Here is a 12,463-nt window from a genome sequence, read left to right as displayed (position 1 = left end):
GGATGGATTTATTGAATGAAATTGTATTCATTTTTGCTGGCTTCAGCACTCAGCCTTACCAGTGCTTCAGTTTTGGCGAATACGCCAGAGTTTGCTCATGTTACGACAACGGGGTATGGCGAAGTGACGGCCACACCTGATATGGCTACGTTTTCTGTAAAAGTAGTCGATACGACAATGACGGCCGAACAAGCGAAATTGTCCGTAGATAAAACCGTTGAAGAGTTTCTAAAAAGCTTATCGGATGCCGGCTTGTCAAAAGACAATATTACTAGCTCGAATTTATACCTTGCTCCTCAGTACCATTACCCTAAATCAGGAAAAGCAGAACTTGTTGGGTATCGAGCATCTCGCAGTATTGATGTCACGGTGACGGATCTGAAAAACCTTAACCAATACCTAGATATGGCGTTAGAAGCGGGAATTAATCAGGTTGATAATATTCAACTTAAGGTAAGCAACCAAGCCGAGTATCAGCAAAAGGCACGAATGGCTGCGATTAAGGACGCAAGAGAAAAAGCAGGGTCATTAGCGACTGGTTTTGAGAAAAAGTTGGGCGATGTATGGCAGATCAATTACAGACAGATGCACGTTCAGCCTGTGTTAATGCGTTCAATGGCGATGGATAGTAAAGAAGGAGCGAATAGCTACCAAGATTCAACCATGATCATTCGCGATCAAGTCGATGTCATTTATAAGCTAAAGTAAGGCTTAGCAAACAGTAAAAAGCAAAAGGCAGGGAGTTACAACCCCTGCCTTTGTCATTTCTATTTCACAGTTTAATGCAGGATACGAGCACGGATTGTGCCTTCAATGTTTTTGAGCTTTGTTAGAGCTTCTTCTGAGCGTTCAGTTTCAACGTCGATCACTACGTAGCCTATTTCAGCGGCTGTTTGTAGGTACTGCGCGGCAATGTTAATGCCTTCTTCAGCAAAGATGGTGTTGATCTGAGTTAGAATACCAGGACGGTTCTTGTGGATATGAAGCAGACGAGAGCACTCTCCACTGTGTTCTGGCAATGACACTTCAGGGAAGTTTACGCTTGAAAGTGTCGAGCCGTTATCAGAGTACTTAGCCAGTTTGCCCGCCACTTCTAAGCCGATATTCTCTTGTGCTTCTTGCGTTGAACCACCAACGTGTGGAGTAAGGATGACGTTATCGAATTTTTGTAAAGGAGACTCGAACGGGTCAGCATTCGTTTTTGGTTCAGTTGGGAATACATCAATTGCAGCGCCAGCAAGGTGACCAGCTTCTAAGCTATGGCAAAGTGCAGGAATATCCACAACGGTGCCACGTGCCGCGTTGATAAAGATGGAACCTGGTTTCATTCGAGCAAATTCAGCTTCACCCATCATGTTTTTCGTTTCCGGTGTTTCGGGAACGTGCAAAGAAATCACATCACATTTGTTCAATAGTTCACTCATGGTATGTACTTGCGTCGCATTACCAAGGGACAGTTTGTTCTCAATATCGTAGTAGTAAACGCGCATACCTAAGTTTTCGGCAATAATACCAAGCTGCGTACCAATGTGACCGTATCCGATAATGCCAAGGCACTTACCACGAGCTTCGTAAGAGTTGTCTGCACTTTTCTTCCAAATACCGCGATGTGCAAGTGCATTCTTTTCAGGAATACCACGCACTAGTAAAAGGATTTGCCCAAGTACAAGCTCTGCCACGCTTCGAGTGTTAGAGAATGGTGCATTAAAGACAGGAATACCGCGTTTTGCTGCTGCATCTAGGTTTACTTGGTTAGTACCAATACAAAAACAGCCAATTGCAACCAGCTTGTTCGCCGCATTGATTACCTCTTCGGATAGGTTCGTACGGGAGCGGATACCAATGAAGTGCACGTCTTTTACCGCTTCAATTAGTTCTTCTTCCGGAAGGGAACCTTTATGGTATTCAATGTTGGTATAACCAGCTGCTTGAAGAACTTCAACTGAAGAAGGGTGGAGTCCCTCTAACAAGAGGATCTTAATCTTTTCTTTTTCCAGTGAAACTTTGGCCATTTTTTCTCGTCCTTAAAATGGAAAGGTGGGCTAATGTGGCGCACATTGGGCAAAACTATTAAAAAGGGGATAATTAACAGTTTTGTAGGAAGACAAACGTTTCCCTGTGCGTCTTCTGTTCAATAAAGTAACAAAAAAAAATTGCTTTGGGTAAGAAAATTACGGAATAAGAGATAATTTTCTTATAGAAAGGAATAAAAAACGGTGCCTTGCAGCACCGTATGTAATGAAATAACAGAAAAGTGAACCAGATAGGTTCATTTTGGGCTGTTATTTATTCTTCAATTTTTGCACCTTCTGGTGTGCCAGTGATCACTACGTCTGCACCACGATGAGCGAAAAGACCCACAGTCACCACACCAGCGATGCCGTTTATTTTGTCTTCCATTTCTTTCGGGTTGGTAATTTGCATATTGTGCACATCCAGAATCACGTTGCCGTTGTCAGTCACAACGCCTTCACGGTAAGCTGGATCACCACCTAGTTTTACCAATTCACGAGCCACGTAAGAGCGTGCCATTGGGATTACTTCAACAGGCAATGGGAACTGGCCAAGTACGTCAACTGCTTTAGTGCCGTCAACGATACATACGAACTTATCAGAGATTGCTGCGACAATTTTCTCACGAGTCAGAGCCGCGCCGCCGCCTTTGATCATTTCACGTGCTGGGTTGATCTCATCTGCGCCATCAACATACACATCCAGCTTCATTACATCGTTACACTCGTATACTTCAATACCAAGCTCTTTAAGGCGCTCAGTTGAAGCGACAGAGCTAGACACTGCACCTTTAATATCATCTTTGATAGTGCCTAGTGCATCGATGAAGTGATTCACGGTAGAGCCAGTACCAACACCGACAATGCTGCCTTTCTCAACATATTTTAGTGCTGCCCAACCAGCCGCTTTTTTCATTTCATCTTGAGTCATGCCAATCTCCTGAATAGATGTTCGTTAACGTTTGCGGGCGTGATTATAGCGGCTTACTTGTCACTTTCCCATTGCCATATTTGGCTTGGGGTCACGATCTTAGGTAATGGAATATCCCAGCTTTCAATTGGTAAGCGTTCTACATGTTGGCAGTCATGAGCGATACCGACAGGTTTAGCACCCTCTCCAGTTATAAACCAACGTGACAGAGTACGATCGTAGTACCCTCCGCCCATGCCTAAGCGGTGTCCGATACTGTCGAACCCAACTAAAGGCGTGCAGATTAAATCAAGCTGGCGAACGGGTTTGAGGTGTCTGATATCGAGCTTGGGCTCTAAGATGCCGTACTTGTTGTAGACGAGCTGTTCATCACTTATATACTGAAGAAACAGTAACTGACCTTTAGAAAAGGGATGGATGACGGGCAGATAAACCGATTTTCCCTGTTGCCATAACCATTCAATGAGCGGTTTAGTATCAAGCTCACCGTCTGCAGAAAGGTAGATGGCAATATGTTGCGCCTGATCGATTTCAGGAAGTTGGGAAAATTGAGTAATAAGGTCGATTCCCGCTTGGTATTGTGTATCACTGCACAGAGCGTTGCGCTTTTCACGAATCAGTTTGCGGAAGTCTTGTCGAGAGAGGTCTGACATAGAGAGAATACCCCAGGGTGCCGTTGAGGATTGTGGCCCTTGAACCAGCTGGTTCAAGGCGGATCAGCAATGACAACCGTAGGCTTCTCGGTGCATGCCGAGCTTGCTCAATAGTTACCAAATACTAACCCTTAGGTATTGCTTATCGGCTCAGGGACTTAAATCCTGCTGACGTACACCCCAGGGTAAATTTTGTATTTACTGCTGTCCTTGCGTAACTTTGCTTAGTGCGTTCTCTAAAGACGCGGTGAGCTTTTCCATTCGCTCAGTAATTTCTTGCTGTTGACCATTGGATTCGTATGACTTGGTGTGCAACTCATAGCAAATATTCAATGCAGCAAAGGTCAGCAGTTGGATTTCATTGGTTACCTTAGTACGTTCGCTCATTTCTTTCAATCGGCGATCCAGATCTTTTGCCGCTGCAACAAGAGACTCTTCTTGTCCTGTCGGACAATTCACTCGTGTAAGTTTGCCTAATATTTCAACGTCGATCGCTTGATTGCTCATGATGAATAAACTCTATATTCGCGCTATCTAAGGTGTTGCTTCATACAACTACCGAGGAGCAAACTATAGGAAAACCGCTATTAAGATTCAAGCATTTCCCATCACAGAAAGAGAAATGATGACGAGATCACACAGGAATTGGGCAAATTGAACAAATGCTGTCCAAAATTGAATTTGATAGCCGTTTCAGACCACTAACCTTGATGGTAGGATATACCAATACATTATTACGCAAGAATGAGCCAAGTTATGAGTGAAATCACCCTTCCTGAATACCAATCTATTGCTGCTGAACTGCAATCTGCAAGCCTAGCAGTAACACCTGCGGAATTACATGGCTTATTTGTCGGCATGTTAAGTGGTGGATTGGCGATTAATGATCAAACTTGGCAGCCTATTCTGTTTGACTACACCAATGATGGTATGGGTTGGCCTTCTACCGCGCTAGCTTTTGCTCAAAGCGTATTCACTGTTACTGTCAATGAACTAACTGGCACGTCGATGGAGCTGTCTTTATTATTGCCAGATGAGCCGGGCGAAGAAGGCTTATTCGCATTAGCCGACAGTGTGTCCGACTTTGTAAACCACTTTATTTCTGGGCTAGGTCTAGCAGGCGTTGCGCTTAATAAAGCATCTGATGACGCTAAAGAAGCACTGGCTGACTTAGAAGAGATTGCCAAATTAGGCATTGATGAAGATGACGATCTTGGTGAACAAGCGCAATTGCTAGAGCAAGTGATTGAGCACATCAAAGCTTGCGTACTAACGATTCATGCTGAATTTGGTGTTCGTCCTGAAAGCAGCGACAAAAAACCTACTATTCACTAATCGTAGACCGTCCAGAGGTTAGTATGAAGCAATATGATGTAGTCATTGCTGGTGGTGCCATGGCTGGTGCAACGTTAGCATTGGCGATTGACCATTTGTCTCAGGGAAAGCTCCGCATTGCCGTCGTTGAGCCTTTTAAAGCACAATCAGATATGCACCCTGGTTTTGACTCTCGCTCAATCGCATTGTCTTACGGTACTGTCAATCTGTTGCGTCAACTACAGCTCTGGACGTCAGTAGAACCGTTTGTCACACCCATTGAACATATCCACGTTTCTGACCGTTCTCATGCTGGGATGACGGAGATTACCAAGCAAGAGGTTGGGGTGGGAGCTCTAGGGTATGTTGTAGAATTAGCCGATGTTGGGCGTGTATATCAAGAATTATTAGACAGCAGCGAATCAATTACGCTGTTTTGTCCTGACTCCGTTACCGATATCGAGCGCGAGCAAAACTGTACCCATGTGACGTTGAAAAGTGGTGAGCAACTTGAAGCAAAACTGCTGGTGGCTGCAGATGGTGCTGTTTCGACCTGTTGTCAGAAAATTGGTCTAGAACTTTCTGAGCAAGATTTTGAACAAGTGGCTGTCATTGCCAATATTGTGACTCAAGAATCTCATCAAGGTAGAGCCTTTGAACGTTTTACTGAAAATGGCCCTGTTGCTTTATTGCCAATGAGTGACAATCGAATGTCCTTAGTTTGGTGTTTACACCCTGAAGAAGCCCAAGCCGTTCTTGAGTTATCTGATCAAGCATTTCTCCAGCGTTTACAGAACGATTTTGGTTGGCGTTTAGGCGCGATGAAAAAAGTGGGGCGCCGTGCAAGTTACCCATTGCTTCTTCGCCATCGAAAGCAAAATATTTCACATCGCTTTGCGATTGTTGGAAATGCGGCGCAAACGCTGCACCCGATAGCTGGACAAGGCTTTAATCTCGGTATTCGCGATGTAGTCTCACTAGCAGAAGAAATTGTGCAGCAAAGTGAGGATGTGGGTCTTTATCAAGGCCTGATGCGCTTTAGTCAACGTAGAGAAACAGATCGAAGCGAAACTATTTGGCTAACCAGTGCCTTGGTGCATGTTTTTTCAAATGATTTACCCGCGATGCGAATTGGCCGAAATACTGCCTTAGCAGCGATGGATAACCTTTCTATTTTTAAGCAGCCGCTACTACGCCATACACTTGGCTTGGTAAAACGATGAACGGCCGCACTGAATTAGGTAATAAAAAGCAATGATGCAAAGTGTAGATATCGCCATCATCGGCGGAGGGATGGTTGGGTTGGCACTTGCTGCCGCGTTCAAAGACAGTGATCTGCGTGTCGCCGTTATTGAAGGTAAAGTGCCAGATGATTCGTTGAAAGAATTGCCCGATGTTCGTGTGTCTGCGCTGAGCCGCTCTAGTGAGACGATTTTGCGTAAACTTGGTGCTTGGCAGGGCATAGAACAGCGCCGAGCTTCGCCTTACCATGGCATGGAAGTATGGGAACAAGATAGCTTTGCCAGCATTGAATTTAATGCACAAAGTATGGCACAACCTGATTTAGGGCATATTGTTGAGAATCGTGTGATTCAACTTGCACTGCTTGAACAAGTCCAAAAGCTCGATAACGTCACTATGTTTATGCCTGCACGTTGCGCGACTCTCGCGGTCGGTGAGCAAGAAAGCTGGCTGACGCTCGATAATGGCCAAGCCATGACCGCTAAATTAGTGGTCGGAGCCGATGGGGCGAATTCGTGGCTTCGCTATCAAATGGATATTCCATTAACGCATTGGGACTATGGTCATCATGCTTTGGTCGCGAATGTCAAAACTGCTATGCCACACAACAGCATTGCGCGCCAGATATTTACTCCTCACGGACCATTGGCATTTTTGCCAATGTCGCAACCAGATATGTGCTCTATTGTTTGGTCCACGGAGCCAAATCGAGCAGAGCAGTTAGTGGCGATGAGTGAACATGATTTCAATAAAGCGTTGACGAGTGAGTTTGATGCTCGACTTGGTCTATGTGAAGTAGTGGGAGAGCGTGCTGCGTTTCCTTTGAAAATGCGCTATGCGCGAGATTTTGTCGTCGAGCGAGTCGCGCTGGTTGGTGATGCGGCCCATACCATTCACCCATTAGCGGGGCAGGGTGTGAATTTAGGTTTATTAGATGCGGCCAGTCTTGCTCAAGAGGTGTTAGCACTTTGGAAGCAGGGGCAAGATATCGGCAGTAAACGCAACCTAAGAAGCTACGAGCGTTGGCGAAAAGCGGAAGCGGCAAAGATGATCGCTACTATGCAAGGGTTTCGAGATTTGTTCTCTGGCGAGAACCCTGCTAAAAAGCTTGTTCGTGGCATTGGCTTGAGTTTAGCGGGGCAACTGCCGGGAGCGAAAGATGAGATCATGAAGCGCGCGCTTGGTTTAAAGGGACACTTGCCGGATCTGGCGCGTCAGTAAGTGCAAAGCAAACTTCAAATACACAAAAGGCTGGTTAATCCAGCCTTTGTTTTATCAACATTTTGCTAAGCATATGCGCATCGGAGTTTCATTACTTCTTGATTGATCTCTTTGACCGCTCGGAAATGGCGTTGCTCTGCTTTCTCCGGCAGTATTAACTTACCGTTATCAAACTCGAATCTACCGACCCCGTAAATATAAATTCTTCCTTTAAAAAGACGACTTATATGTTTAGCAATCATACTTGGTGTATAGCGCTTAAACAGTCTCATATTTACTTTCCTTTTATCTAACCTAGCCTAGGTATTCTACGTTCTGGACGCGAAAATTATTGTGACAGCAATAGTATTAAATACAGATGTAGGGTGTTGCGTCAGAGAATTGTGTTGTCTTAGACAATTTGACAGTGTCATCTCTTAAATAGCGTGAGGATTACCCCAAAAATAACCTCTCTAAAGGAACCCTTACGCCAATACACTCCTTTTTACGTGACGCATTAAGCAATAGTTTTGTTACAGAATTAAGAATAGAACGAAAACGGTTGTTTGCTAGTTGTTTCTATTAAGGTCGTGCCTCGCGCAACACACTTTGCGTTCTAACGATTAGAGGAAATGAAAGAGAAAAAGTTCCACGTAAAAAAAAGCCCGCTTCAGCGGGCGAATAGTCACAGATGCATTACACAAAAGTGGATAACTAACTGCATGAATGCTGTCACTCAGCTAGCTGACTCACTTTATATCGGTTAAGTGCTTGTTTGAAACTTAACCAACAAATTCAGCATATACGAGTTTTATCTTCGTGACTATTTATGTTTTATATGTGATTAAAAATTCTCATATCTATTTTTGTAGATATGATCGAGATCACGCAGTGATAGAAACACTACGTGTCATTGCATTGTTTTTAGACGATTAACGACAGATCTCAGCCACGGTCGGCTGGCACAATTGGATAAGATCTTGAATAGAAAGTGCCAGCCCAGCCATTCGATCGCCACTGCTGATTGTGACTTCCTGTTCTTCTAGTAAGCTAGGGTCGAACACGATTGGCATATGACGTTTGAGTAACAGAGGAGTGACAGTACCAATTTTGTAACCAGTGATGGACTCAACATCGGCTTGATCAACACAAGTCATCCGGCGACATTTCAGTAACGAGCGCACTTTTTTGGGATCAACGCTACGATCACCTGGTGCACAGGCGAGTGCATATTGATTACCCATGTCTCGTAGCAAGATTGCTTTCACCATTTGAGAAGGGCGAATGCCGCGTTGGTGCGCGGCATCCTCAATGGTGGTTGCTGGTCTTTGATGCGGTAACAGACGAAACGGAATGTGTTGGTCTGTGAGAAATTGCATCAAAGGAGTATTGATTGTATTACTCATCATCAAGACTGTAAGGCAGTGATTCGATTGTCCATTCACACTCTGGTTGCGCAACCAAACGAAGACGAGTGTCCTCATCGAGATTATTAGGCAGCACGATCAGGCCAATCGCGTGATTGTCACTGAACTGGTAGTGATTTAATAAAGCACCTACTGAACGCCAGTTTTCACCTACGCTGCGTTCGAGCTCAATTGGTTCGTCACTGAATGGAGCAGAAGTTGCACCTTTTACGATATACATCGCACGTTTATTGGTACCGCGATACTTCGCTCGTGCTACCGTTTCTTGTCCCGTGTAGCAGCCCTTTGTGAAGCTTATGCCTCCTAAAGCTTGCACGTTGAGTGCTTGTGGAATGTGAGCATTCTGCGCGGATGCAGAGACAAATGGTAAACCTGCCTCAATATCGAAACGATTCCAAAGCTCATTTGTCGTAAAGACAGCGTCGGTAGTTTCAACGATTTGCTGTGCTTCTGGCGCACTTAATATCAGTAACCAGCGATCTTGTGCAACTTGCACTGCTGTGCCACCGTCAACTGCGCGAACGCTGCCAGTTGTCTTGCTCATTGTTGAAATGAATTCGTCGGCTTTGACGCCAGCAACACCTAAGATAACGTCATCAGAAGCTTCAATCGTTACTTTAGAGAAAATGGCGTATTTCTTTATTTCATTAAGTTCTACGTCAATCGCCGATTTTGGTTGGATCATGCCGTAGCCATCATGATGATGGAAAAGGCGGAACACGCTCCACACTTTGCCTTTTGCATCACAATGTGCGCCCAGTGTTGATTGGTCTTGTTCTAAAGAAACAACATCGCAGGTAACCTGACCTTGTAAGTATGATTTTTTATCATCACCGATCATGGTGATCATGCCGAAGTTATCCAGCAGTGAGATAGATAACTCTGGAAGCGCGTCTTGAGTTGAGAGAGGTAATGCTGAAAAACGAGTTTGCCATTCCATAATTACAATGCCTTTTGAAGATATTTTTCCGCTATGTTATACCCAAATAACCTTGAGATACTAGGGGAGCGATTTACGAATCAACATTTGTCTGCTTTCACTATCGTATTGTGACCCGCACACTAGTGACGTAGCACATCCCTTGTTACACTCCGCACTAACAACAAGACATCTATGAAGGAATAGTGAATGTACACTCCGGAAGAAAAAGCGCGTATTAAATGGGCTTGTCGTCGAGGCATGCTTGAGCTTGACGTAGTAATTATGCCGTTTTTTGAAGAGTGCTTTGATACTCTGAGTGAACAAGAGCAGCGTGACTTTGTTTCTTTACTTGAATGCGATGATCCTGATCTGTTTACTTGGGTAATGGGGCATGGCCGTAGCGAAAATTTAGGTCATGCAGCAATGGTTGATAAAATTGTCGCCCATAACCTCAGCAAAGTTCGTTAATTTTACTGCTTCTCCCTCTCTGACTGCCCGAGTCCTCAATGTTGTACTTTTCTTATTGATGACTTGGGCTGTTATCTTCTCTAGCATTCCGCTCGTATTATCGACTTATTTGTTATTACTGATTGTTAAGGCTCTCTCAAGCCAAGGCCTTGTTCAACCTACAAGTCATGGGCATTGGTATGTGCACTGCGATGGCTTGGTTAGGTTTGATGCCCTTGAGTGTGGCGAATGCTCGGAAGATATTGAGTCCGAAAAGGGTCATTTACAGCGAGTCGATACATCGGCATCACCATTCAAGATAACATTCCAATTGCAATCTGGCCGTGTTGTTACGATTTGGCGTGATAGCTGTGACGATGAGCAGTATCGTCAACTATCTTTGGTATTACGCCAATGGGAAATGAAACAGGGAGCTAATGCTCCCTGCTGATGTAATAGTTTACTTGGTAAAGTTAAAGCTGTTTAGCTGGAACCAAAATCGTTGGGCCGCTGTTTTCCAGTTGGTTCGGATAGTCAAGCGTGTAGTGCAAACCTCGACTCTCTTTACGCTGCATCGCACAACGAACCATCAACTCTGCTACTTGTAAAAGGTTACGCAGTTCTAATAAGTTGTTCGACACTCGGAAATTGCTGTAGTACTCGTGTGTTTCTTGTTGCAACAGTTGGATACGGCGTAAGGCGCGCTCTAAACGCTTGTCAGTTCGCACAATGCCCATGTAGTCCCACATAAACAGACGAAGCTCGTACCAGTTGTGCTGAATGATCACTTCTTCATCACTATTGGTTACTTTGCTTTCATCCCAACATGGCACCTGTGAAGGTAGCTCAACGTTAGTGTGATGTTTTAGAATATCTTTTGCCGCAGACCAAGCATAAACCACGCATTCGAGAAGTGAGTTTGATGCCATGCGGTTAGCACCATGCAGCCCGGTGTAGCTAACTTCACCAATCGCATACAAATTTTTCAGATCGGTGCAGCCATTTCTATCCACCATGACACCGCCACAAGTGTAGTGTGCAGCAGGTACGATTGGGATTGGCTCTTTAGTCATGTCAATGCCCAAGTCCATCAAACGTGAATAAATGGTTGGGAAGTGTTTCGTAATAAAGTCAGCAGGCTTATGGCTGATGTCGAGATACATACAGTCGGCACCTAAACGCTTCATTTCGAAGTCGATAGCACGAGCCACGACGTCACGCGGAGCAAGCTCTTTACGTTCATCGAAATCCGGCATAAAGCGAGAGCCATCTGGACGACGCAGGTAAGCACCTTCGCCACGCAACGCTTCAGTCAGCAAGAAGTTACGTGCTTCTGGGTGATATAAACACGTAGGGTGGAACTGGTTAAATTCCATATTCGCCACACGACACCCTGCACGCCAAGCAATCGCAATACCATCACCAGACGACACATCTGGGTTAGAGGTGTATTGATAAACCTTTGAAGCACCACCTGTAGCGAGAACCACAAATTTGGCTCGCACGGTTTCGACATGCTCTTCGTTGCGGTTCCAAATATAAGCACCGATAACTTTGTTTTTATCACCGCCAATTTTGTCTTCGGTGATTAAGTCCAGAGCATTGTGACGTTCGAGAACATGAATGTTTGGATGGTTATGAGCGTTATCTTGCAGGGAGGTTTGCATCGCCATACCTGTCGCATCTGCCGCGTGAAGAATACGACGACGGCTATGACCACCTTCACGAGTTAAGTGGTAGCGAGGTTCATCGTCAGAGTCATCTTCTTCACGATCAAATGGGACACCACCGTCAATCAACCACTGTACACACTCTTTTGAATGCTCAGCAATGAACCTTACGGTCTCCTCATCGCAAATACCATCCCCGGCGATTTGCGTGTCTTCAACGTGTGAATCAATGGTGTCTGACTCATCAAATACGGCAGCGATACCGCCTTGAGCATAGTAGGTCGCCCCTTCGCTGCGTGGTCCTTTACTCAGCACCATCACCTTACAGTGGTTAGCAACGCGCAAAGCCAACGACAAACCTGCCGCGCCACTCCCTACCACTAATACATCACACTCATGTTCACGATTTGTGTTCATATAACTTTTATAATCCCAAGCTAAGGCAACAAAGTTACCTTGTGTATTATTTGCACACCATGTGCATTCCATTATCGCGACATCTGTCGCTAAGGGCTAAGTTGGGAGACCTATCGACGTCCGTGTTACTGCGGTGACTGAGCCACTCTTCTTTTTCATGCAGAGCATGAGCATGCTTCCTAAGTTATAATTTGTAACGCGGTGTTCAGATAGCCATTAGCCATGCAA

14 protein-coding genes and 1 other RNA gene are annotated in these 12,463 nt (G+C 44.9%); 6 read left to right on the top strand and 9 right to left on the bottom strand.

The window, feature by feature from the left end; translation table 11 throughout:
• Positions 1 to 15: 15 nt before the first annotated feature.
• Complete coding sequence (locus R8O10_RS07755) at positions 16 to 708, top strand: oxidative stress defense protein (protein ID WP_005384550.1); 693 nt, start codon at positions 16 to 18, stop codon at positions 706 to 708.
• A 71-nt stretch (positions 709 to 779) separates the two neighbouring features.
• Here the strand turns inward: R8O10_RS07755 and serA are convergent, their stop codons facing one another.
• From serA to R8O10_RS07730, 5 genes are all read right to left on the bottom strand, one after another.
• Entirely contained in the window at positions 780 to 2,012 is a 1,233-nt protein-coding gene (serA, locus tag R8O10_RS07750; RefSeq protein WP_005384551.1) for a phosphoglycerate dehydrogenase, read from the bottom strand.
• Positions 2,013 to 2,286: 274 nt separating this feature from the next.
• Positions 2,287 to 2,943 (bottom strand): ribose-5-phosphate isomerase RpiA, encoded by a 657-nt coding sequence (gene rpiA, locus R8O10_RS07745; protein ID WP_005380982.1) that lies wholly within the window; start codon positions 2,941 to 2,943, stop codon positions 2,287 to 2,289.
• A gap of 53 nt (positions 2,944 to 2,996) precedes the next feature.
• Positions 2,997 to 3,596: a 5-formyltetrahydrofolate cyclo-ligase gene (locus tag R8O10_RS07740; RefSeq protein WP_005384552.1), complete on the bottom strand. Its 600-nt coding sequence runs from the start codon at positions 3,594 to 3,596 to the stop codon at positions 2,997 to 2,999.
• 5 nt (positions 3,597 to 3,601) lie between these two features.
• A non-coding RNA gene (gene ssrS / locus R8O10_RS07735) (6S RNA) lies at positions 3,602 to 3,786 on the bottom strand.
• An 8-nt stretch (positions 3,787 to 3,794) separates the two neighbouring features.
• On the bottom strand, positions 3,795 to 4,103 hold the full coding sequence (locus tag R8O10_RS07730; protein WP_005384553.1) for a cell division protein ZapA: 309 nt from the start codon (positions 4,101 to 4,103) through the stop codon (positions 3,795 to 3,797).
• A 249-nt stretch (positions 4,104 to 4,352) separates the two neighbouring features.
• Here R8O10_RS07730 and R8O10_RS07725 point away from each other — a divergent pair, with 249 nt between their 5' ends.
• The 3 genes from R8O10_RS07725 to R8O10_RS07715 are packed head-to-tail and all read left to right on the top strand — an operon-like array spanning position 4,353 to position 7,373.
• Complete coding sequence (locus tag R8O10_RS07725; protein ID WP_033907447.1) at positions 4,353 to 4,931, top strand: YecA family protein; 579 nt, start codon at positions 4,353 to 4,355, stop codon at positions 4,929 to 4,931.
• Between the two features lie 23 nt (positions 4,932 to 4,954).
• Positions 4,955 to 6,133 (top strand): 2-octaprenyl-6-methoxyphenyl hydroxylase, encoded by a 1,179-nt coding sequence (ubiH, locus tag R8O10_RS07720; RefSeq protein ID WP_054575404.1) that lies wholly within the window; start codon positions 4,955 to 4,957, stop codon positions 6,131 to 6,133.
• 31 nt (positions 6,134 to 6,164) lie between these two features.
• A complete protein-coding gene (locus tag R8O10_RS07715) occupies positions 6,165 to 7,373 on the top strand; it encodes an FAD-dependent 2-octaprenylphenol hydroxylase (protein WP_318191267.1) in 1,209 nt (402 codons plus the stop codon).
• 65 nt (positions 7,374 to 7,438) lie between these two features.
• Here the strand turns inward: R8O10_RS07715 and R8O10_RS07710 are convergent, their stop codons facing one another.
• The 3 genes from R8O10_RS07710 to ygfZ form a co-directional block, all read right to left on the bottom strand.
• Entirely contained in the window at positions 7,439 to 7,645 is a 207-nt protein-coding gene (locus R8O10_RS07710; RefSeq protein ID WP_042762078.1) for a DUF1107 domain-containing protein, read from the bottom strand.
• A 639-nt stretch (positions 7,646 to 8,284) separates the two neighbouring features.
• Entirely contained in the window at positions 8,285 to 8,758 is a 474-nt protein-coding gene (locus R8O10_RS07705; protein WP_005384562.1) for an aminoacyl-tRNA deacylase, read from the bottom strand.
• The gene (gene ygfZ / locus R8O10_RS07700; RefSeq protein WP_005380959.1) at positions 8,751 to 9,719 is read right to left on the bottom strand and encodes a tRNA-modifying protein YgfZ; all 969 of its coding nucleotides are present in this window, start codon (positions 9,717 to 9,719) and stop codon (positions 8,751 to 8,753) included. Before ygfZ ends, R8O10_RS07705 begins: the two co-directional genes overlap by 8 nt.
• 189 nt (positions 9,720 to 9,908) lie before the next feature.
• Here ygfZ and R8O10_RS07695 point away from each other — a divergent pair, with 189 nt between their 5' ends.
• The gene (locus R8O10_RS07695; RefSeq protein WP_005380951.1) at positions 9,909 to 10,169 is read left to right on the top strand and encodes a succinate dehydrogenase assembly factor 2; all 261 of its coding nucleotides are present in this window, start codon (positions 9,909 to 9,911) and stop codon (positions 10,167 to 10,169) included.
• The gene (locus R8O10_RS07690; protein ID WP_262593133.1) at positions 10,138 to 10,599 is read left to right on the top strand and encodes a protein YgfX; all 462 of its coding nucleotides are present in this window, start codon (positions 10,138 to 10,140) and stop codon (positions 10,597 to 10,599) included. Before R8O10_RS07695 ends, R8O10_RS07690 begins: the two co-directional genes overlap by 32 nt.
• 22 nt (positions 10,600 to 10,621) lie before the next feature.
• On the opposite strand, the gene nadB is transcribed toward R8O10_RS07690, so the two are convergent.
• Positions 10,622 to 12,235, bottom strand: coding sequence for an L-aspartate oxidase (gene nadB, locus R8O10_RS07685; RefSeq protein WP_318191266.1), 1,614 nt, complete (start codon positions 12,233 to 12,235; stop codon positions 10,622 to 10,624).
• Positions 12,236 to 12,463: the final 228 nt, after the last annotated feature.

This window comes from Vibrio sp. 1727, from assembly GCF_033344415.1.
In the GTDB taxonomy this organism is placed as follows: Bacteria; Pseudomonadota; Gammaproteobacteria; order Enterobacterales; family Vibrionaceae; genus Vibrio; species Vibrio alginolyticus.
This window is presented reverse-complemented; position numbering and strand designations above follow the sequence as displayed.